Here is a 21044-nt window from a genome sequence, read left to right on the forward strand (position 1 = left end):
CCGGCTGATCTCACGCGGAGACGCGGAGACGCGGAGGGCCGGGGAGTGAGTCAACAGCGTCTCCGCAGCGTCCGGGTGGGGCAATCAAGAGGCGGCGGAGGATGATCGGCTACGAACCAAGAGAGGCGATGGAGATGGCGACGATGGTGATGCCGCTGCGGCGGCGACGGCGGGGCGTGCTCCCCGGGTTCGGCTTGTCGATGGGGATGACGCTGGCGTACCTGGGGGTGCTGGTGCTCCTTCCCCTGGCCGCGCTCTTCCTGCGCTCGGCCACGCTCTCGTGGGAGCGGTTCTGGGGGACGGTGACCGAGCCGCGGGTGGTGGCGGCGTACGCGCTGAGCTTCGGGGCGGCGTTCGCGGCGGCGCTGGTGAACGTCGCCTTCGGGTGCGTGCTGGCGTGGGTGCTGGTCCGCTACCGCTTTCCCGGCCGTGGGCTGGTGGACGCGCTGGTGGACCTCCCGTTCGCCCTCCCCACGGCGGTGGCGGGGATCACGCTGACGGCGCTGTTCGCCAAGAACGGCTGGCTGGGCCGGCCGCTGCACGGCCTGGGTGTGGACGTGGCGTTCACGCGGCTGGGGATTGTGGTGGCGCTGGTGTTCATCGGCCTGCCCTTCGTGGTGCGCACCGTCCAGCCGGTGCTGGAGGACCTGGGCCCCGAACGCGAGGAGGCCGCCGCGTGCCTGGGCGCCACGCGCTGGCAGAGCGTGCGCGGCGTGGTGCTGCCCGAGCTGCTGCCGGCGCTGCTCACCGGCTTCGCGCTGGCGTTCGCGCGCGGCGCGGGGGAGTATGGCTCGGTGGTGTTCATCTCCGGCAACCTGCCCATGAAGACGGAGATCGCGCCGCTGCTCGTGGTCACCCGCCTGGAGCAGTACGACTACGCGGGGGCGACGGCAATCGCGGCGGTGATGCTGATGCTGTCGTTCGGGCTGCTTCTGCTGGTGAACGGGCTGCAGTGGTGGACGAACCGGCGGCGGGCGGGGTTGGAGAAGGGATAAGTCCCAAGTCCCAAGTGCTGAGTGCTGAGTGCTGAGTGCTGAGTGCTGAGTGCTGAGTGCTGGGTGCTGAGTGCTGAGTGCTGAATGTGTGGCTGGACTGATTGACAGCTCGCGGGCTGGCCCCCGCACCGGCGACTGAAGTCGCAGCAACAACCACGGGAAGCCTCGCAAACTGCGCGAGGCTGTTCGGCTCGGAAGCTGGTTCCGGCTGCGGAGTCGACTCGCAGCGCGGGGACGACTCAGGAGGACGCCGGTGGGGTTTGGCGCGAGAGATCTACGGGAGCACGGGAGACGATTCTGACATGATGACCATCGCGATCTCCGCCGCGCGCGCGGATGCCCTGCCCGCCTCGCGCGCCGCGGCCGAGCCGGCCTGGGTGCGGCGCGCGCTGATCGGCGTTTCGCTGGCGTTCGTGGGCGTGTTCCTGGTGCTGCCGCTGGTGGCGGTGCTGGCGGGCGCGCTGAAGGAGGGCGGCTCGGCCTATCTCGCCGCGATCCGCGACCCGGACGCGCTCGCGGCGGTGAAGCTGACGCTGCTGGTGGCGGCGATCGCGGTGCCGGTGAACCTGGTGTTCGGGGTGGCGGCCGCGTGGGCGATCGCCAAGTTCGAGTTCCGCGGCAAGAGCGTGCTGATCACACTCATCGATCTGCCGTTCGCGGTATCGCCGGTGGTGTCGGGGCTCATCTTCGTGCTGCTGTTCGGGCTGCACGGCTGGATGGGGCCGTGGCTGGACGCGCACGACCTGCACGTCATCTTCGCCGTGCCGGGGATCGTGCTGGCCACGCTCTTCGTCACCTTCCCGTTCGTGGCGCGCGAGCTGATCCCGCTGATGCAGTCGCAGGGGAGCGAGGAGGAGGAGGCCAGCCTGATCCTGGGCGCGGGCGGCTGGCAGACGTTCTGGCGGGTGTCGCTCCCCAACCTGCGCTGGGGGCTGCTGTACGGCGTCATCGTGCTGAACGCCCGCGCCATGGGCGAGTTCGGCGCCGTCTCCGTGGTTTCGGGGAAGATCCGCGGCGTCACCGCCACCATCCCGCTGCACGTGGAGATCCTGTACAACGAGTATAACTCCGCCGCCGCCTTCGCCGTGGCCTCGCTGCTGACCATGCTCGCGCTGCTTACGCTGGTGCTGAAGCAGGTCGCCGGCCGGCGCATCGGGCTGCGGGAGGAATGAGGCTCGGAAGACCTGGGAAGGGCGATTGAAATCGCGGCAACAACGGCCCGAAGTCCGCCTTCGCGGCGCCTTCGCGGACTCCCACCCTGGCAACTCCGCTCGTAGCAAGCCGCCAGAAGGCCTCGAATTTCGCCTCCCCCCGCCGAACCTGGCCGAACAGCCTCGCGCAGTTTGCGAGGCTTCCCGTGGTTGTTGCTGCGGCTTCAGCCGCCGGTAGGGCCCTTCTTCCGTCTCCATCTCCCCTTAGGAGTTGCCGGACACGACGGCCGCCGGCTGCTGCTGGGTGAGGCAGTGGAGGGTGCCCAATCCCCAGACGAGGTCCACGGCGTGGATGCCGACGACCTCGCGGCCGGGGAAGAGCTCGGCCAGGGTGTTCAGGGCGATGCGGTCGTTGCGGTCGTTGAAGGTGGGGACGATCACCACCCCGTTGGCCATGTAGAAGTTGGCGTAGCTGGCCGGCAGCCGCTCGCCGTCCATGATCACCGGCCGGGGATACGGCAGCTTCACGATGCGCAGCCCGCCGGGATGGTCCTTCGCCGCATGCTCCAGGCGGCGGAGGTTGTCTTCCATGCGCCGGTGGTTCTCGTCCGCCGGGTCCGGCTCGTACGCCAGGACGACGGTGTGCGCGTCGACGAAGCGCGCAATGTCGTCCACGTGGCCGTGCGTGTCGTCGCCCACGCAGCCCTCGCCCAGCCAGACCGTCCGCCCGATCCCCAGGTACTCCGCGAAGGCTCGCTCGTAGTCTTCGCGCCCCATCCCCTTGTTGCGCACCTGCACGTCGGAGAGGAGCCACTCCTCCGTCACCAGCATCGTCCCGGCGCCGTCGGTTTCGATCCCCCCTCCCTCCAGCACCAGTCGCCCGCCGCCGTCCGGCCGCATCGCCTCGACGGCCGGGTGGCCGCTCAGCTCGGCCACGGTGCGCGAGATCTTCTCGTCCGCCGCGTAGTTGTCATACTTGGCCCACGCGTTGAAGGCCCAGCTCACCCATTCGAACCCGTCCGCACCGTACACGCCCGTCGGCCCCGAGTCGCGCAGCCACACGCGGTCGGTGGGGACCAGGTGCAGCGTCACGCGGCCGAGGTCGACGTCGTGCGACGTCAACGCGGCGATCGCCTCCTCCCGCGTCTCCTCCCCGTTGCAGAGGATGTGGACGGGCTCGTGGGCGTGCAGCACGCGGACGATCTCCGCGTAGACCCAAGGGATCGGCTCGAACTTCCCCGGCCAGTCGGGGCGATGGTGCGGCCATCCCACCCACGTCGCATCGTGCCGCTCCCACTCCGCCGGCCAGCGCCGCCGCGCCATCGCCATCACCCGATGTAGCGGTTGAGGATGGGGCCGTACGCGTCGATGCGGCGGTCGCGCAGGAAGGGCCAGTTGCGGCGCGTGTACTCGATGCGGTCGGGATCGACCTCGGCCACCAGGATGGCCGGGTCCGTCCCCGCCTCGGCGATGATCCGGCCGAAGGGGTCGGAGATGAAGGAGTGGCCGAAGAACTCGATCCCGTCGGTCCCCGGCTCCGGCTCGAAGCCCACGCGGTTGGCCGCGGCCACGTACACGCCGTTGGCGATGGCATGGCCGCGCTGGATGGTGCGCCACGCGTCGGCCTGCGGCACCGCCCACTCCTCCTTCTCGGCCGGGTGCCAGCCGATGGCGGTGGGATAGAACAGCACCTGCGCCCCCATCAGCGCGGTGATGCGCGCCGCCTCGGGGTACCACTGGTCCCAGCAGATCAGCACGCCGATGCGCCCGAACTTCGTGTCGAAGACGCGAAAGCCGCGTGGGCCGGGTCCCACGTCGTCGGCCGGCCGCGACTCGCCGTGCTGGTAGACCTCGCCGGGGATGAAGTAGTACTTCTCGTAGTAGAGCGGGTCGTCGGGGATGTGCATCTTCCGGTAGATGCCGAGCATCGCCCCGTCCGCGTCGACGACGGCGGCGGAGTTGTGGTAGACGCCGGGGCCGCGCTTCTCGAACATGGGCACGATGATGACCACGCCCAGCTCCTTCGCCAGGCGCTGCATCCGCTCGGTGGTGGGGCCGGGCATGGGCTCGGCCAGGTTGAAGCGCTCGGCGTCGGTCACCTTGCAGAAGTAGGGCGCGTCGAACAGCTCCTGCAGGCAGATGACCTGCGCGCCCTGGGCCGCCGCGTCGCGGATGGCCTGCTCGTGCGCGCTGACGGTGGCCTCCTTGTCGGCCCCCACGGCAAGCTGGACGAGCCCGATCTTGTACGGTTTGCTGGACATCTCTTCCCAACCCGGATGATGAGGATGCGTCGCCCCGGCGGCGACGGGCGCGGCAATCTCCGCCGCGCGCCCCCGTGATGCAAGCACGCGTCCGCGGAAGTGCGGGAGTGCGGGAGTGCGGGAGTGCGGGGGTGCGGGGGTGCGGGAGTGCGGGGGTGCGGGAGTGCGGGAGTGCGGGAGTGCGGGTGTGCGGAAGTGCGGGAGAGAAGGACGCCGGGGGGCGAGATGATGGTGGCGCGAAAATGCGACTCAAGTCGCGGCTACAACGGCACGCAGTCCGCCTTCGCGGACTTCACATCGGCCACGCCGAACCGGCGGCGCGCGGCCGACGCGTTCGTTGATCTCCCGGGATGCCTGGCGATGGGACGGAAGGTGACGAAACGGGCCGGGGGTGATGGGGATGGGCACGCATCTTCCGGCGCCCGTGGCCCGAACCCGGGATCACCCGCGAACCCAGGATGCAGATGAACGTCACGCTCCCGTTCCCCGGTCTGGACGAGACCACCGACCGCCGTTCGTTCCTTCAGCGCGCGGCGCTGCTCGGCACCGCCACCGGCGTGCTGGCCGGCTGCGCGCGCGAGGATGAGAGGCCCGCGGCCGGCCAGGCCGACACCACCGCGCACGCGCAGCACCCCGGCGGCCCGGTGAACAACGACGACGCCGCGGGCGCCGGCACGCAGCCGCCCTCGCAGGGGCAGCCCGCGCTGAAGCCCGACGCGGCGTACCGCCGGTACGATCCCACGCTCCCGCCGGTGGCGCCCGGCGCCGTGGTGAACCTGCAGATGACCGTGCGCGAGCTGAACCTGCACATCGCCCGCGACGTGGTGGTGCCCGCGTGGACCTTCAACGGCACCGTTCCCGGCCCGGTGGTGCACGTCCGCCAGGGGCAGACGGTCAACTTCACCCTGACCAACCAGGGAAAGCTGCCGCACTCCATGGACTTCCACGCCGCGCAGGTCAACCCGAAGGAGGCCTTCCGCTCCATCGTTCCCGGCCAGCAGGTGCAGTTCAGCTTCACGCCGAAGTACGCGGGCGCGTTCATGTACCACTGCGGCACCCAGCCGGTGCTGCTGCACATCGGCTCGGGGATGTACGGCGCCATCATCGTCGATCCGCCCTCGCCTCTGCCGCCGGCGAAGGAGTTCGTGCTGGTGCAGAGCGAGTTCTACGTGGGCAAGGACGGGGCGGGACACCCCACGCTGGATTACCAGCGGATGATGTCCACCATGCCCGACTACGTGTGCTTCAACGGGATCGCGGGGCAGTACCAGGCCGAGCCCATCGTGGTGCAGAAGGGCGACCGCGTGCGCTTCCACGTGGTGAGCGCGGGGCCCACGCACCCGTGCAACTTCCACATCGTGGGCGAGCAGTTCGACGTGGTGTACCTGGGCGCGCCGCCGGGAAATCCGCTGCGCGGCGTGCAGACCTTCTCCGTGCCGCCGGGCGGGGGGATGGTGTTCGAGCTGGACTGCGACATACCGGGCGAGTTCCCGTTCGTGAACCACGGCTTCGGCCACGGCCAGAAGGGCGCCATCGGGATCCTCGTCGTGCAGTCGTAACGGGGGACACATCGGCCACGCCGAACCGGCGGCGCGCGGCCGACACGTTCGTTGGTCTCACGCGGAGACGCGGAGGCGCGGAGAACTCAGCCATGCATTGGACCGATCAGATTAAAGGCGCGACGGTTGTGCATTGCCAGCCGATCAGGGCCGGCTTCCTCCGGCGGCAGATCGTGGAGTCGATCCGCCCTCAAGGTTCGCCCCGGTACCGCCGCGGACGTCGAAGTCGGCCCAGATCGTATATGTCCGGGAGATCCGGACGCTGTCACCCGCGTTGTTGTACATCTGCCAGTGAACGCGATAATGACCCGGTATTGACGGCCCTCTGAAGGGAGCACGGAAGGTGTACGTCCCCTGTGGAGGTACCGGCCGGCCCGTGACGGCTTGCGGAAGCGAACGGTTGGCAAACTCCGGATCGGATCGCACACCCGTCAGGCGGAGTGCGCCCTTCGGCCAGGTGCAGTCGCCTCGGTTCAGCAGCGTCCACTCCTTCGGGATCCACGCGCCCGGCGACACCGTGGAACCGTCCACGACGGATTCGGTGTTCATGAACGTCACCACCTCTTCCCCGGGCGCGCACTCGGCTGCGGATGCACGGATTTCACCCTCCCGCGACACGATCAGCCGAATGTCCACACCCGGCTCGTCCGAGACACGCACCACGCCACCGTCCGGGCCGGTCAGCTCCCACGCTTCGAGGTACGAGCCATCCGGACCGGGCGCCTGCATCGAGACGTGGAAAGCATATCCGAACGACGGCAGCACGGGCTCCTCCACACGAATGACAGACAAAGTGCTGTCGCTCAGCCTGGGACCGCTGGCGCTGCGGAAGCGCAGCGCCACCGACGAATCCCAGACGCATTCTCCCCGGTTCGCGATCGACCAGCTCACCGGGATACGTTCTCCGGGACGGACCCGCGTATCGCGCCGCGGATGACTCTGTGCCAGCAGTTCGGCCACAACCTCACCTGCGCGACACACCGGCAGCCGGGGTGGGAGCACCTGGAAACGCACGTGCAGCGCCGCGCCCTCCGCAATGCTCACGGGTTTCGCGAACCCGTCCTGAAGCACCCAGTCTTCGCCGTAACGGCCCGCCGGCTTGGGCCCGCGTAGGCCGATCCCCACCTCCGCCACGCCTCCCGGCTGCACCACGTGGCCAATTCGAGCCGCGATATTCGAGCTGAGCTGCGCCGGGCCGAAGGCGCGGACGCGGACCACCCGTGCCCCCGCGCCCCAGGCGCAGGTGCCTACGTTCCTCAGGTACCAGGTGGGTGTGTACCGCTCGCCCGTGCGTATCGCCAGGTTCGCCTCTGCCGGATAGGTCTGCCGCACCAGTTGGGCGCGCGCCTCGCCGGGCCGGCAGGTAGAGGCCGCGCCCGGCGTTCCTGGCCCCGTCAGCAGCATGATTCCCACTCCGCAGGCGGCCAACGCCATCCCCAGCCGAGGGATTCGGGCGCTTACCCGGGCCTGTTTCGCCCGGCTGGTCCACTCCTCGTCCCCCGTCCATCCGGGCAGCGACTCGCGGCCCTTCCGTGCGAGCTCGCGTACCCGGCTCCAGTCCCTTGTGGATGACGCGGCGGCGAGGTGCTCCTCCAGCCCCCGCTGCAACCCGGTGGAGAAGCCGGCGCGACGCTCCTCCATCCAGGCGAGAAAGCTCTCGGCACCTTCGCCGAGCCGGAACTCAAAGCCATCGAGGAACGGCGCCCGGTGCGCCTCCAGTGCGCGGCTGAATGCCGCCGAGTCACCCACAGCAGCGTCCGCCAACACCGCGTCGGCGTCGCACGCGAGGTCTCCTGCCAGCATCACCGGATCGGCGCCGGGCGGAATTGCCCCTTCCGGGAGCGAACGCCGGAGCGCCGAGATGGCGGTGTTGACGGAATTGTTCCGGCCGATCGAGATGTTGGACCACAGCAGCCGCCCGAGTGCGCCCCGCGTGTGCGCACGGGCCGTGACTCGCAGGTAGACGAGGAGCGCGAGTTCCTTCGCGTTCAGGCGGACATCGCCGTGCTCGCCGCGGAGGGCGGGGGTGCCGAAGGTGTGCAGGAACAGAGGCATCGCACTTCAGGAGGGCGCGCGGAACGGATGATTCGGCTTCTTTAGAGACGCTTTAGACCCCCGCCCATTCCCACGCACGACCGCCCTGGCAATCCTTGTCGCGCCTGTAAATGAGGCAACCCGCCGCCCGAACCGCCACCGTCAAGCCCGGTCGGCGACAATCTTCGGACACAATCTATCGAGAAACGCCGGCGAGTGGAACGTGTGACGGCGGCGGACCTGGAAAGGAGGTGAAGCGGACCCGCACGTGGGGATTGTCGGGAGCACCGGCTTCCGATCCATGTCACGTACGCCATCCTGAACTGGAGGAACTCCCGATGCGCAATTTCGACGCACACCCACCCCGCTCCTCGGAGTCCACTGCCGTCCCGGTTGCCGCTTCCACGTCCACGGGCGAGCGCCGATGGGCGCAGTTCGTCCTCCTCGCGCTTGCCCTCCTTGTCCTGGGCGGTTGCGGCGAATCCGGCTCGCCGCTCGGACCCGTCCGCGGTCCGGCGTCCGCCCCGGGCGCCGACGCGGTGCCGCCGTCCGGGTGCGGCCGCCTGCTCCCGGGCGAGTCGCTGCAGCAGGAACAGTTCGCCGTGTCGTGCAACGGCGTGGCGGAGCTCATTCTCCAGACGGATCAGACGCTGGTGATGTACGACTCCGCGGGTGCCTCGTGGAACGCGCCGAATACCGGCGCCCAGGGAACGGCGTTCGTCCAGATGCAGGGCGACGGCAACCTGGTCGCGTACGATGCGGCGCTGCATCCGCTCTGGGCGACCGGCACCGCGGGGCACCCGAACGCATGGCTCGCGGTCCAGAACGACTGCAACCTGGTGATCTACGCCGGACCGTTCCCGCAGGGCGGCGCCGTGCTCTGGACGAGCAACACCTCGTGCCGGGCGCCTCGGCCCGCCGCGGGCCGGATGCTGCCGGGCGACCGCCTCTCGCGCACGGTGGAGGTCAGGTCCGTTGCCGGCAATGCCACGCTGGCGGTTCAGGGCGATGGAAACGTCGTGCTCTACGGCTGGCAGGTCCCGCTCTGGACGGCCCCCAACACGGTGAACCACGGGACCAGCCTCCTGATGATGCAGGGAGACGGGAATCTCGTGGCGTCGGACGGCAACGGGGTGGCGTTGTGGACCTCCGGCACCGGCGGGCACCCCGGCGCCTGGCTCGCCATCCAGGACGATTGCAACCTCGTGATCTACGCGGGACCATATCCCCAGACGAACGGCGTGCTATGGGCATCGGGCGCCGTATGCGCGCCCAACCGCCCGATTGGGGACGACTACCCTCGCTCATGGATCATCGGCCCACCCTGCACGACCGGCGGAGACACATACAACTTCGTGAAGTCGAACTGCACTTCGTTCGCGGCCTGGCGTCTCGAACGGGATGGCAAGCGGATCAGCAACTTCGACGGTAACGTACCCTCGTACGTCTGCTCGAACGGCCAGCCGAAGACGAGATGGTCCGACGCCACCTGCTGGGATGAAGCGGCACGCAGGCTGGGCCTGCGCGTGGACAAGTCGCCGGAGATCGGGGCAATCGCGCAGTGGAACGGAACGACAGGTCACGTCGCCTACGTCTCGGCCCGGTTCCTGGACACCGGCGAGATCCTGGTCGAGGAATACAACTACTCCACCGGCTGCCGCTACGGGCGCCGCCGCATTCCCGCCGTGGCCGTGGAGAACTACATCCACTTCTGACGCGCATCGCCTCACCGGCCTTGCGAGACAGGTGGGGACCGGTGGTGTCGGTGACCACGACCGGAGAACGGAGGTGAGGCCCCTGCATCGCCGTGCGATGCAGGGCCTCACTTCCTACACACCGGGGGCCCCGCTTCTCGAACGTGGAGAAGAGGATCACGCGGCCACCGCTTTCCATCAGTACGCGTGCTGGTGGATGCCGCGGACGGCGCGGCCGGACGGGTCCGTGACCGCCGCGAGCGAGGCGTCCCACGCCAGCGCCTCGGGAGTGCTGCAGGCCACCGACGGGCCCGCGGGGACGCACGCCGCGGCCGAGTCCAGCGCGAAGTGCTCGGCGAAGAGCGAGCGGTAGAGATACGCCTCCTTGGTGGCCGGCGTGCCGATCGGGAAGCGGTAGCGGGCAACGGCAAGCTCGCGGTCGCTCACCTCGCCCTCGGCGTGCGCGCGGAGCGCATCGATCCAGCCGTAGCCCACTCCGTCCGAGAACTGCTCCTTCTGCCGCCAGACGATGGAATCCGGGAGCGCATCCGCGAAGGCCTCGCGCAGGATGTGCTTCTCCATCTTCCCGCCACCGGCCATCTTCGCCGCCGGATCGATCCCCATCGCCACGTCCAGGAAGTCGCGGTCCAGGAAGGGGACGCGCGCCTCCACGCCCCACGCGGCCATCGCCTTGTTGGCGCGCAGGCAGTCGAAGCGGTGCAGCCGGTCCAGCTTGCGCACCGTCTCGTCGTGGAAGCTCCGCGCGTCGGGCGCGCGGTGGAAGTACAGGTATCCCCCGAAGATCTCGTCCGAGCCCTCGCCCGAGAGCACCATCTTCACCCCCATCGCCCGGATGCGCCGCGCCATCAGGTACATGGGCGTGGCCGCGCGGATGGTGGTCACGTCGAAGGTTTCCAGGTGGTAGACCACGTCGGAGAGCGCGTCGATCCCCTCCTGCGCGGTGAAGTGGAACTCGTGGTGCACCAGCTCCAGGTGCGCGGCCACCTGGCGCGCGGCGGCCAGGTCGGGCGCGCCCTCCAGCCCGATGGCGAAGGAGTGCAGCCGCGGCCACCACGCGCCGCTCTTCCCCTCGTCCTCCACCCGCCGCGCCGCGAACCGCGCCGCGCACGCCGCGATCACCGACGAGTCCAGCCCGCCGGAAAGGAGCACTCCGTACGGCACGTCGCTCATCAGCTGCCGCCGCACGGCCGACCGCAGCGCCGAGCGCACCGCGGTGGCATCGGCGGGCGCGCCGCGGACCGCGTCGTAGTCGCGCCAGGCGCGGTGGTACCAGCGCCGCGGCTCGGCGTCGCCACTCTCCCACAGGTGCCCAGGCGGGAACTCGGCCACCTCGCGGCAGACGGGGACCAGCGCCTTCATCTCCGACGCCACGTACAGGTTCCCCTCCTCGTCGCGCCCGGTGTAGAGCGGCACGATTCCCATGTGGTCGCGGGCGATGAGCCACCGGTCGCGCTCCGCGTCGTACAGCACGAAGGCGAAGATGCCGTTCAGCTCGCCCAGGAAGTCCGCGCCGCGCTCGCGATGGAGCGCCAGGATCACCTCGCAGTCCGAGTCGGTGGCGAACGCGAACGGCTGGCGCAGCGACGCGCGCAGCTCGCGGTGGTTGTAGATCTCGCCGTTCACCGCCAGCACCAGCGTGCCGGTGGAGTCGCGCAGCGGCTGCGCGCCGTGCAGCACGTCCACGATCGCCAGCCGCTCGTGCGCCAGGATCGCGCGGTCGCAGGCGTACACGCCGGACCAGTCGGGGCCGCGGTGGCGCTGCAGCGCGGACAGGCGCAGCGCGCGGGCACGCAGCGGCGCCGCGGGCCCGTGGATGTCGAGGATGCCGAGGATGGAGCACATGCGAGCTACCTCCGGTCGTCGGGTGGGTGGGTCGCGGATCCGGAGGTCGAGGGGAGATGAAAAACGAAAGCGGCTCCTCGATCTCCGAGGAGCCGCCTGGTGGCCCTGCAGCGTGCGTTCGTCCGCCTACGACAATGCGCGCCCGGTCCCGCGGCTCCTGGAGGAGTCGGGATTGAGGCGATTGTTCAGGTTGCGGAAGATCGCGCGCATCGGGAAAGCCACGGTTGCAGGTGCCGGCCGCGCGCCGGCGTCTTTCGGAAGATCATCACGAAGCCGCGAGTCTGTCAACGGGGGCGGCGGCACCGCTCCGGGCTTCGTGGGAGATTCGAAAAGGTTCATCGCAGAGCTCGCTGCACTCGTACGCGAAAAGGCCCTGCATCGCAAGTCGATGCAGGGCCTTCGCTTATTCTGGTCGGGACGGCCGGATTTGAACCGGCGACCCCCTGAACCCCATTCAGGCGCGTTCCGGCACGAAGTTCGGCAAGCTGTTGGGAACCATCGATGTTCCGGAAGAGCCCTGCCGGTGTCATCGAGGAATCTGCCGGGTTCCGCCGGAAGCGCATGCCCAGAATTATACCCAGCTTGGAGCCTCCCTGACTGATCATCAGGAAGCGTCTCCGGGGCAAGCGCCGTCGGACCCGGAACCGAGCGCCACGACTCCAGCAGGGAGCGCGGAGGTCCAGGAATTCGAGCAGCAGCTGGCTCTCCTGGCCGATGCATTGCTCGCCCGCGGGCGGGCGCCCGACGCCGTGGCGCTGCGCACGCTGGAGACCGAGATCGAGCCGCGCTCCGTGGACGGCCATGCGGGGCTGGGACTGGCGCTGGTGCGGGCGGGCAGGATTTCCGAAGCCCGCGCCGCCTTCCGCCGCGCGCTGGAGCTGGACCGCTACGACACCCGCGCGATGGAGTGGCTACGCCGCCCGGGAGGCTGAGCCGGGACGCCCGCCCGTCATAACTGGCCGGAGGAATTCCACGGCAGGCGGCGACGCGCGGAGTGTCCCGCCTGTGGAACGATTCGCGTCGACGAGCGGGCACATCAGGATCAAGATCATCTTGCGACAGTCGCCTTCGCAGCGCGATGATGCGTGGCATGTCTCGCGGGTCGCTCCGGTCCCACAGTCTCGCGGCGGGGCGTGAGCCGGGCACTCGAACGAAGATGCAGTCGGCCCGTCTCCCCACGGCCGTCACATCTGCGCGCCGCCGTCGATCTCGATCACCCGGCCGGTGAAGAACCCGCACTCCAGCACGAAGCGCAGCGCGAGCCAGACCTCGCCGGGGTCGCCGAAGCGCCCGAGCGGGATCGCGGCCACGGCTTTCCAATCGAGGACGCTGCTTCCTCCCCAGGTGTGAGACTTGCGGTTCCCGTGTCCCGCTACCTGGCCCATTCGACGCGCGGCCGCGGCGGAACGGCGAGCGTCCGGGCGTTCCGACGGAATCCTTGCAACCGGAACTTGCGGTTCCTAGCTTGGCGATGCTGTCGGCGTGGGAGAGCTCCTTGCCGGAAGCGCCTCCTCCTCCGTTTCCGCCGACGTCCTTCTACCCTCCGTTCCCCATGCTGCAGATCAGCGCAGAGCCGCGCGCGACGGAAAAACGCCGGAGTGAAGCCGCGGGGGCGCCGCGGCCGGATACGGCCCCGCCGGCGGCGGAGTTCGCACCCTCCGGGAAGCTGCTTCTCACCGGGCACCCCATCGCCGAAGCCCTGGAGACGTTCGGGACCCCGCTGTACCTGTACAGCGAGTCCGTGCTCCTGGACAACCTGCGGAGGATCACGGACGCGGTTACCTATCCGGACACAAAGTTCTACTTCGCCATGGTGACGAACCGGGCTTGGCCCGTGCTCTGCCGCGCCGCCCGGTTCGGATGGCGTTTCCACTTCAACAGCCCCCTGGAGGCGGACGTACTGGCGTGTGCGCTCGAGCGCGGCGGGCTTTCGCGGGCGGAGATGGAGGCCTGCCTTGCCGAATCGGTGTTTTCGGGGGGGAGCATCTCACGGGAACAGATGATGGCGCTGGTGCGGCACGGGACGTACGTGCACCTGACCGCCTGCGACCAGATCCCTGCTTACGCCGGCGTAGCGGCCGCGACGGCGGGCGCGCCGCGGGCGGTTGGGCTGCGCGTGCAGTTCGACGACAACATGCAGCGGGCGCGGCAGGGCGTCTCCGTGTCCGAGATCCCGGAGACCCTGGCGCTCGCCCACGCCCACGGGCTGCGCATCACCTCGATCCACATGTACCGGGGGACCGGGACCGCGTCGGCCGAGCGGTTCGCTGAGCCCTTCGCCCGGTTCGCGGAGATCGCGGAAGGCTTTCCCGACCTGCTGCACGTAGACATCGGAGGCGGGTTCGGGTACGACTACGAGACCCGGGGCGCCCGGTTCGACTGGCGCGCCCTGAACGCCTTCGTGGAGGGGCTGATGCGGCGGATCAACGCGCACTTCGGCCGTACCCTGACGCTGCGGCTCGAGATCGGCCGCTCCGCCGTGGCATCGGCCGGCGTCTTCGCGACGCGCGTGCTGTCCCGGAAGCCGGGTTTTTCGGAGCGCGAGGTCATCCTGGGCGTGGATGCGTCCTCCATGAGCGTGCGGGCCGCGGCGCCGGCCGTGGTGGGCAAGCGCCACCACTACTTCCTGGAGCGGCAGCGGCCGGGCGCGGATCGCGACGATCTGTACACGCTGGTCGGGCCCACCACCTACACGAGCGACTACTTGGCGAAGCGGGTGCGGATCGCCGGATGCGGGGAGGCTGGGGTACAGCCGGGCGACACGCTCGTGTTTCTGGACTGCGGGGCGTACGGGGCCGTCACGCACAGCGAGTTCCTCACCACTCCCCGGCCGGCGGAGGCGATGATCACCGAAGACGGCGAGTTCCTGCCCATCACCCGCCGCGCGGGCGTCGAGCAGATTACCTCTCACTGGGCGTGACGGTGCAGACCACGAACCGGAGCACACCGCGCCGATGATCGAGGGCACCTTCCTGGAGCGCATGTCGGACCCGCACGTCGCCGGGCGCCGGGCGCTGCTGGAGGCGGGCCCGGTGCTGCCCGCCCCTTCCGCACCCGTGCGGGCCGCCTCCGCGGAGGGGTTTCCCCGTGCGGCCGAAGCAGAGATCCGGGACGACCTGCGGGCGCGCGGCTTGGCGGTCGTGCAGCTCGACGAGCCGGTGCCGGCGGACCGCTTCCTTGCACTGGGACGGCTGCTGGGCACGGCCATGCCCGAGACGGATCCCGCCGTGCAGCCGCAGGTGGAGCAGCAGGTGATCCTGCACCTGGTCTCCCGGCACGGGCACACCCGTGATGTTGCGCTGCAGCCCTTCGCCACCCAGGCCCTTACGCTCCACACCGAGAGCAGCGCCCGGCCGGCCGCCGCCCAGCCCCGCTACATCGTCCTGATGTGCCGCGACCCCGGAGACGACGCCACCGCGGCCCAGACGGTGCTCGTGCCGATGGCGGAGGTGCGTGCGCGGATCACGCCGGAACAGCTTGCCCTGCTCGCGAGCACCCGGTACAGGAACAGCGCCAGCGTACCCTTCATCGTCCGGCACGAGGAGGGCCGCGTGGTGTTCTCGTTCCGGGATTTCCACGAGCACCCCCTCGACTGGGCCCACGCGGCCCCGGACGCCGCCGCCGACGACGTGAACGGCGCCCTGCGGGGGCTGCTTGCGGCGATGTACGCGCCGGAGGGGGCGACGGGCATCCACTGGAACCGGGGGATGCTGGTGATCATGGACAACACGTTCCATTTCCACGGGCGTACGGCGGGTGCGGTAAACCCGTCCAGCCGCCCGCGCCACCTGCAGCGGCTGCGCATCATCGCGCCCCCGTGAGCTTCCGCGCCTGCGCGCCGAAGCACCCGGGTCACCATCGGGATTCCGAATGCCGAAGTTATTCGATACGCTCCCGTCCGCACCCACGCCGCCCGACCTGCCGGGTGCCGCCTACCAGGCGGCTGCTCGCGCCGGCGCCGTCCGTCACGCCCGTGAGAGCTACGTGCCGGTCCTGGACGCGCACGTCCTGGAGGTGTTCGAGCGCGCGCGAGACCCCCGCGATCCGTTCGAGCTGCGAGACCTGTGGCTGGGCCGGGTGGAGCACGGCGCGGGGGTGCCGGGCCACCGTCCGCGGCTGGTGGAGCAATGGCGGGGCTCTCGGCGGCGGCGCACCGTCGAGCCCGAGGAGGTCCTGTCGTCGCGCGCAGCCGTGCGCTTCGTGAAGGAGCTCTTCAACTGGTTCTTTCGGGAAGACCTGTACGGAGACCTGCGCGACAGCGCGCGGGTCATCCTTTCCAGCGGCTCCGTGGACGAGGAACGCTGGGGCCTTCCCAGGGCGTTCAAGGCATGCGTCTCGTACGCCCTGGAGCGGGACTGGTACGGGTATTCCGACTCGCGGGGGCGGGTCCCGGCGCGCGAGGCGGTGGCGGCGTACGAGACGGCGCGCATGGCCGCGGGCGGCTACGGGGCGGACAACGTGGCGCTTACCATGGGGGGCACCTTCGCGGTGAGCTCCCTTGCCGACTTCATCCTCGGGAACTCGGCCGTGGCGGCCCCGGTGCTGTGCGCCATCCCCAACTATCCCCCCCTGGTGGAAGCCGTCGCGCGGCGCGGCGGCGTGCGGCTGGTCCCGCTGACGGCCACGCACGGGACCGTGTCCCTGGACCCGCTCATTGCATCGCTCACCCCAGGCACACCCCTGGTGCTCCTGCAGACGGCGGCCAATCCCACCGGGGCCGCCGTTCCCGAGGCGGAGCTCGCGCGCCTCGTGGCCAGCGCGTCGCCCTCCACCACGATCCTGCTGGACGAGTGTCACGAGTGGCTGGGGCCCGTCCAGCCGTTCTCGGCAGCGCGCGCCGCGCCGAACGTCGTCCGCATCTCCAGCCTGTCCAAGGCTTGGTCGGCCCCAGGGCTCAAGATCGGGTGGATACTGGCGGACGCGCGGTTCATCTCGGAGTACTACGAGTACGCCTCGACCACCTTCGGGGGCCCGCCTTCCTTCTTCTATACGGCGGTGGAAGTGCTGGCCCGCATGGAACGGTGGATTCTGGAAGGTGTCGACACGCCGGGACCCCGCGAGATGGCCGAGTTCGAGGCGTCGTACGGACTGGACGTGCGCGGGCTGAGCGAGGGATATCGCAGCTACCGCGAGGAGCGGCGGTCGCGCGAGCACGCGCTCACCACCCTGCGTGCCGCGGCCGTCGCCGCCCTGGACGGGCCCTCGGCCCACGTGATCGCGCCCCGCTGCTCCATCAATCTGGCGGCCGAGTTCCCCGAGTGGAACGACTCGTACCGCTGCTTCCGGGAGCTCCTGCGGGATACCGGCGTAGCGGTGTTTCCGGGGATCCTGACCTTCTGCTTTTCCGGCGGGCTCATGCGGATCACCACGTCGCGGCGCTGGGAGGACCTGTGCTTCGGCCTCGAGCGGCTGGGCGGGCGGCGCTCCATGCGCGTCCAGCCGGACGATTGTGCTGTGGCCCCGGCGTACGGAGCCGCGGCGGCGGCGGTCCCGGGAGCGCACGCTTGACGCTCCCGCCGGCCGTCCCGTGCGGGGGCCGGCCCCGTGGCAAGCAGATCCTGGGGATGCTGCACCTGCAGCCCCTTCCCGGCACGCCCTACCACGAGCCGGGCTCGCTGGCCCGCACGGTGCAGACCGCGGTCGACTCCGCCCGCGCCCTGCAGGACGGCGGCGCCGACGGCTGCCTGGTGCAGACGGTGGAGCGGGTGTACGGGGTGGCCGACGAAAGCGACCCGGCCCGGGTCGCCGCGGCGGCCCGGGTGGTCCACGCGGTGGTCGAGGCCACGGGTCCCGGCTTCGTCGTGGGCGTGCAGCTCATGCGCAATGCGATCCGGGCCTCGCTGGCCGTAGCCCGGGTGGCCGGGGCCGGGTTCGTCCGCGCGGGAACGCTCGTGGGCGCGACGATGACGGAGTTCGGCCTCGTGCACGCCGACCCCATGGGCGTGATGGAGTACCGCAACAAGATCGACGCTCGCGGCGTGCAGATCATCGCGGACGTGGACTCCGACGCGTTCCGCTGGTTCGGCGAGGCTCGGTCCGCGGGCGACGTTGCGCGGCGCGCCCTGAAGGTGGGCGCCGACGCCGTGGCGGTCGGCCACCCCGACGAGGACGAGGCGCTCCGGAAGATCCACTCGGTCCGGCGGGAGGCTCCCGGGGCGTGCGTATTCCTTTCCGGGCACACCACCCACGCGAACGCCTCGCGCCTGCTGGCCGCGGCCGATGGCGCCTTCGTTGGCAGCTGCCTCGAGGAAGGGGGCTGGGGCGGCCGCATCGACGTGCGCCGCGTACGCGATTACGTGCGTGTCGTCCGGGAGCTGGAGGCGTGATCGTGAGTGGGCCGTCTCCCGGGGCGGATGCCATGCTCCGCCAGCTGGAGCGGCTTGCGGACGACCTGCGGACCGTGGTGGACGCGGTGGACCGGCAGCTGGCGTCGATCCTGGCCGAGAAGGCCTGGAGCCGGACCCGCTCCGTGCACCTGGTGGGATCCGGCGATTCGCGCCACGCCGCCGGCGCCGCGACCATGGCGTTCCACACGATCGGCGGAGTGGACTGCCGGTCCGCGGGGACCCTGCCGTTTCTGGGGTACACACCGCCGCCCGCTGGCGGTACCGGCGAGGGCGGGCGGCCGCTCGTGGTGGCGATCACCGCCTCGGGGGCCACCCCGCTGGTGCTGGAGGCCGTGCAGCGGGCGCGCCGCGACGGCTGCCGCACGCTCGCGCTCACCACGACCGCCGGCAGCCCCGTTACCCGCGCGGCGGACGGGGCGGTGGTGGTGGAGCTTCCGGGACTGGAGCGCTCACCGGGGGTGCGAACCTTCCAGGCGAATTTGGCGGGTCTGCTGGTGCTGGCCATCCGGCTGGGAGAGGTCCGCGGCGGAGTTGCCCCGGACCGGGCGGCGACGCTCCGCCGGGAGCTTCGCGCGCTGGCCGATGCCGTGGAGGTGACGCACGGGGCGAACCGGACCCGGTGCCGGGAGGTGGCGGAACTCGTGGCGGATGCGCCCGCTCAGCTGGTGCTGGGCAGCGGCCCCAGCCACGGGACGGCGCAGTTCGCCGCGGCCAAGCTGACGGAAGGGGCCGGGGTCTTCGCGGCCGCCCAGGACGTGGAGGAGTGGTGGCACGTGGAGCGCTTCGCGTATCCCGTGGACATGCCTCTCTTCGTGGTCGCGCCGCCGGGTCCCGCCCACCGCCGGGCAGGGGAGATCGCGGCTGCCGCGCGCGGCCTGGGACGCCGCGTGGTCGCCGTCACCCCCGCCGAGGACGTGCACGTGGCGAGACACGCCGCCGCCGTGCTCCCCGTGTGGGGAGCGCCGCGCGAGGAGTTCTCGCCGCTGCTGTATCACCTGTTCGCCGGGGCCGTGGCCGCGGCGCTCGCCGCGCTTCTGGGCCGCAGCCCGTTCCAGTCCGACCGCCCGGCGCTGCGTGCCGGCATGGACGCGTATCTCGCCCGCGCGCATGGCGGGGCGGAGAGATCCAGCGCCCCGGTTCCCCGCGCCCCTTCCGGACCGCCGCGGCCGCGCTGCGATGGATGATCTCACGCTCGCGGTCTTCGAGCTGGCGCGCGCGCAGCTTTCCGCCGCCGGAGGCGAGCTGCCCGGACCGGACGCCGGGCTCCGCGAGGCCGGGCTCGGCTCGCTCGAGACCGTGCGGCTGATGCTGGCCGTGGAAGCGCGCTTCGGCGTGCAGTTTCCGGCCGACCTGCTCCGTCCGGAGGTGTTTTCCACCCCCCGCACGCTGGCGCGTGCGGTGCGATCCCTGCTGGGCGCCCGGGACTGACTTCGCCGCCGCCGCATGAACCTCACCGTTCCACACGCCGCGGAAGACGCGTTCACCGCAGACTTCGAGGGCGCGCACACCTACCGGGGGCGCCCGTTCCGTGAGCGCCTGCCCATTCCCCACACGCTGCTGGACCTGCTGGCGCGGCGGGCGAGGGCCCAGGAGGGCCGCCCATTTCTGACGGCGATTTCCGCCGCGGGAGAGGCGGCCACGCTGACCTACGGCGCGCTGCACCTGCGGAGCCGCGCCCTGGCCGAGTGGCTGCGCCGCGAGGCCGGCGTCGCCCCCGGCGGCGTGGTCGGGCTGCTGCCGCTGAACGACGTGCCCTCCATCGTGGCCGTGTTCGGGGTGCTGCACGCAGGATGCGCGGTGTTGCTGCTGAACCCGGCGGACCCGCCGGCACGCCTGGGGCAGCAGACCGCGGCGCTCGGGGTGCGGGTCGTCCTGCGCGGCGCCGGTGTTGGCGAAGACGCGTATCCCGGCGCCCTTCTCCTTCCGGACGGTGCCGCGCTGCAAGGGATTCCGCCCGGGGCCCCGCGCGAGACCGCCGTGCTCCCCGAAGCCGATGCGTTCTTCTTCGGGACGTCCGGGTCCACCGCGGCCTCCAAGCTGGTGGCCCAGTCCCACTACAACGCGGCCGTGAACGCCGAGGGGGTGCGCCGCCACCATGCGCTGGCGGCCGGCGACCGCCTCCTGGCGTGCCTTCCGGTGCACCACGTGAACGCGCTGCACCTCACCGTCTTCGGGACGCTGGCGGCGGGCGCGCACGTGGTGTTCGCGCACGCCCTGGACCCGTTCGGATATCCGGCGCTCGTGGAGCGCGTCCGCCCGCGGATCGCCAGCGTGGTGCCCAGCATCCTGGAAGTGCTCGTGGAAACGTGGCGCGGCCGCTCCGTTCCCGCCGGGCTGGAGTACTTCGTCTCGGCGGCGGCGCCCCTGTCCGCGCGGACCGCGCGGCGGGTCCTGGAGCGGCTCGGCGCGCGGGTGATGCAGGGGTACGGGCTCACGGAAACCGTGAACTTCTCCACCACGATGCCGCGCGGCCTTTCGGACGCGGCCTACCGTCGCCTGATGCTGGACCGCGACATCCCGTCCGTGGGAACGGCGCTGTACGGGAACGAGGTGGCGGTGCTGGGCCCGGACGGGGTTCCCGTCCCGCCGGGAACCGTGGGCGAGGTATGCGTGCGCGGCCACAACGTGATGATGCGCTATGCGAACAACCGCGAAGCCACGGCCGAGGCGTTCCGCGGCGGATGGTTCCACACCCAGGACCTGGGGTTCCAGGTGCACGACGAGGCGTGCGAGCACCCCTTCCTGGTCCTGACCGGGCGCACCAAGAACATCGCCAAGGTTCGTGGCGAGTCGGTCTCGCTGGACGAGATGGACCGCGTGCTCCGGTCCCTTCCCGGAGTGGTGGACGGCGCGGCCGTTGCCGTGCCCGACCCGCTGCTGGGCGAGGCGGTGCTCGTGGCGGTGGTCTACCCGGGAGACACGCGCGAGGTGCTCGCGGGGCTCCGCGCCGCCTTTCCACCCGCGGCCCTGCCGCGGCAGATCGTGCGGCTCGACGCCATCCCCCGCACCCCCACCGGAAAGATCCTGCGGATGGAGCTCGCGCGTACGCTCGGCGCCGGGCCGCAGTGACTCCGGGGAACGGAGAGTGCCCCGGGACGGACCGGCAGAGGGAGGGGCTGGATCAGGCGGTTGGCGCCTCC

Annotated in this window: 17 protein-coding genes; 12 read left to right on the top strand and 5 right to left on the bottom strand. The window is 70.8% G+C overall.

Features of this window, described 5'->3' with window-relative positions; all coding sequences use genetic code 11:
* Positions 1 to 101 precede the first annotated feature (101 nt).
* Together cysT and cysW are read left to right on the top strand one after the other, a co-directional pair.
* Positions 102 to 995 (top strand): sulfate ABC transporter permease subunit CysT, encoded by an 894-nt coding sequence (gene cysT, locus VLK66_RS20810; protein ID WP_325311402.1) that lies wholly within the window; start codon positions 102 to 104, stop codon positions 993 to 995.
* A 305-nt stretch (positions 996 to 1300) separates the two neighbouring features.
* Positions 1301 to 2167 carry a sulfate ABC transporter permease subunit CysW gene (gene cysW, locus VLK66_RS20815; protein ID WP_349260526.1) on the top strand — a complete coding sequence of 289 codons (867 nt, stop codon included), beginning with the start codon at positions 1301 to 1303 and terminating at the stop codon, positions 2165 to 2167.
* A 243-nt stretch (positions 2168 to 2410) separates the two neighbouring features.
* Here the strand turns inward: cysW and VLK66_RS20820 are convergent, their stop codons facing one another.
* The gene (locus VLK66_RS20820) at positions 2411 to 3475 is read right to left on the bottom strand and encodes an agmatine deiminase family protein (protein WP_325311404.1); all 1065 of its coding nucleotides are present in this window, start codon (positions 3473 to 3475) and stop codon (positions 2411 to 2413) included.
* Entirely contained in the window at positions 3475 to 4407 is a 933-nt protein-coding gene (locus VLK66_RS20825) for a carbon-nitrogen hydrolase (RefSeq protein WP_325311405.1), read from the bottom strand. Before VLK66_RS20825 ends, VLK66_RS20820 begins: the two co-directional genes overlap by 1 nt.
* Positions 4408 to 4871: 464 nt before the next feature.
* On the opposite strand from VLK66_RS20825, the gene VLK66_RS20830 reads away from it, so the two are divergent.
* Positions 4872 to 5966, top strand: a complete 1095-nt coding sequence (locus tag VLK66_RS20830) for a multicopper oxidase domain-containing protein (RefSeq protein WP_325311406.1) — start codon at positions 4872 to 4874, stop codon at positions 5964 to 5966.
* A gap of 144 nt (positions 5967 to 6110) precedes the next feature.
* Here VLK66_RS20830 and VLK66_RS20835 read toward each other — a convergent pair whose 3' ends face one another.
* Positions 6111 to 8021: an NBR1-Ig-like domain-containing protein gene (locus tag VLK66_RS20835; RefSeq protein ID WP_325311407.1), complete on the bottom strand. Its 1911-nt coding sequence runs from the start codon at positions 8019 to 8021 to the stop codon at positions 6111 to 6113.
* Between the two features lie 317 nt (positions 8022 to 8338).
* Between VLK66_RS20835 and VLK66_RS20840 the strand changes: the two genes are divergently transcribed.
* Positions 8339 to 9715 (top strand): CHAP domain-containing protein, encoded by a 1377-nt coding sequence (locus tag VLK66_RS20840; RefSeq protein WP_325311408.1) that lies wholly within the window; start codon positions 8339 to 8341, stop codon positions 9713 to 9715.
* Positions 9716 to 9892: 177 nt separating this feature from the next.
* On the opposite strand, the gene asnB is transcribed toward VLK66_RS20840, so the two are convergent.
* On the bottom strand, positions 9893 to 11557 hold the full coding sequence (gene asnB / locus VLK66_RS20845) for an asparagine synthase B (protein ID WP_325311409.1): 1665 nt from the start codon (positions 11555 to 11557) through the stop codon (positions 9893 to 9895).
* Between the two features lie 719 nt (positions 11558 to 12276).
* Between asnB and VLK66_RS20850 the strand changes: the two genes are divergently transcribed.
* A complete protein-coding gene (locus tag VLK66_RS20850; protein ID WP_325311410.1) occupies positions 12277 to 12489 on the top strand; it encodes a tetratricopeptide repeat protein in 213 nt (70 codons plus the stop codon).
* Positions 12490 to 12741: 252 nt separating this feature from the next.
* Here the strand turns inward: VLK66_RS20850 and VLK66_RS20855 are convergent, their stop codons facing one another.
* Positions 12742 to 12867 (bottom strand): hypothetical protein, encoded by a 126-nt coding sequence (locus tag VLK66_RS20855; RefSeq protein ID WP_325311411.1) that lies wholly within the window; start codon positions 12865 to 12867, stop codon positions 12742 to 12744.
* Positions 12868 to 13109: 242 nt separating this feature from the next.
* On the opposite strand from VLK66_RS20855, the gene VLK66_RS20860 reads away from it, so the two are divergent.
* Genes VLK66_RS20860 through VLK66_RS20890 form a run of 7 tightly spaced genes read left to right on the top strand, consistent with a single transcriptional unit; the run spans position 13110 to position 20973 of the window.
* The gene (locus VLK66_RS20860; RefSeq protein ID WP_325311412.1) at positions 13110 to 14477 is read left to right on the top strand and encodes a hypothetical protein; all 1368 of its coding nucleotides are present in this window, start codon (positions 13110 to 13112) and stop codon (positions 14475 to 14477) included.
* A gap of 34 nt (positions 14478 to 14511) precedes the next feature.
* The gene (locus VLK66_RS20865; protein ID WP_325311413.1) at positions 14512 to 15378 is read left to right on the top strand and encodes a TauD/TfdA family dioxygenase; all 867 of its coding nucleotides are present in this window, start codon (positions 14512 to 14514) and stop codon (positions 15376 to 15378) included.
* Between the two features lie 49 nt (positions 15379 to 15427).
* Entirely contained in the window at positions 15428 to 17065 is a 1638-nt protein-coding gene (locus VLK66_RS20870) for a pyridoxal phosphate-dependent aminotransferase (protein WP_325311414.1), read from the top strand.
* Positions 17062 to 17883, top strand: coding sequence for a BtpA/SgcQ family protein (locus tag VLK66_RS20875; RefSeq protein ID WP_349260525.1), 822 nt, complete (start codon positions 17062 to 17064; stop codon positions 17881 to 17883). The genes VLK66_RS20870 and VLK66_RS20875 overlap by 4 nt, the downstream gene beginning before the upstream one ends.
* A 32-nt stretch (positions 17884 to 17915) precedes the next feature.
* Positions 17916 to 19088: a hypothetical protein gene (locus tag VLK66_RS20880; RefSeq protein WP_325311416.1), complete on the top strand. Its 1173-nt coding sequence runs from the start codon at positions 17916 to 17918 to the stop codon at positions 19086 to 19088.
* Entirely contained in the window at positions 19081 to 19332 is a 252-nt protein-coding gene (locus VLK66_RS20885) for a phosphopantetheine-binding protein (RefSeq protein WP_325311417.1), read from the top strand. Before VLK66_RS20880 ends, VLK66_RS20885 begins: the two co-directional genes overlap by 8 nt.
* Positions 19333 to 19347: 15 nt before the next feature.
* Entirely contained in the window at positions 19348 to 20973 is a 1626-nt protein-coding gene (locus tag VLK66_RS20890; RefSeq protein WP_325311418.1) for a class I adenylate-forming enzyme family protein, read from the top strand.
* Positions 20974 to 21044: the final 71 nt, after the last annotated feature.

Source organism: Longimicrobium sp. (genome assembly GCF_035474595.1).
Taxonomy (GTDB): domain Bacteria; phylum Gemmatimonadota; class Gemmatimonadetes; order Longimicrobiales; family Longimicrobiaceae; genus Longimicrobium.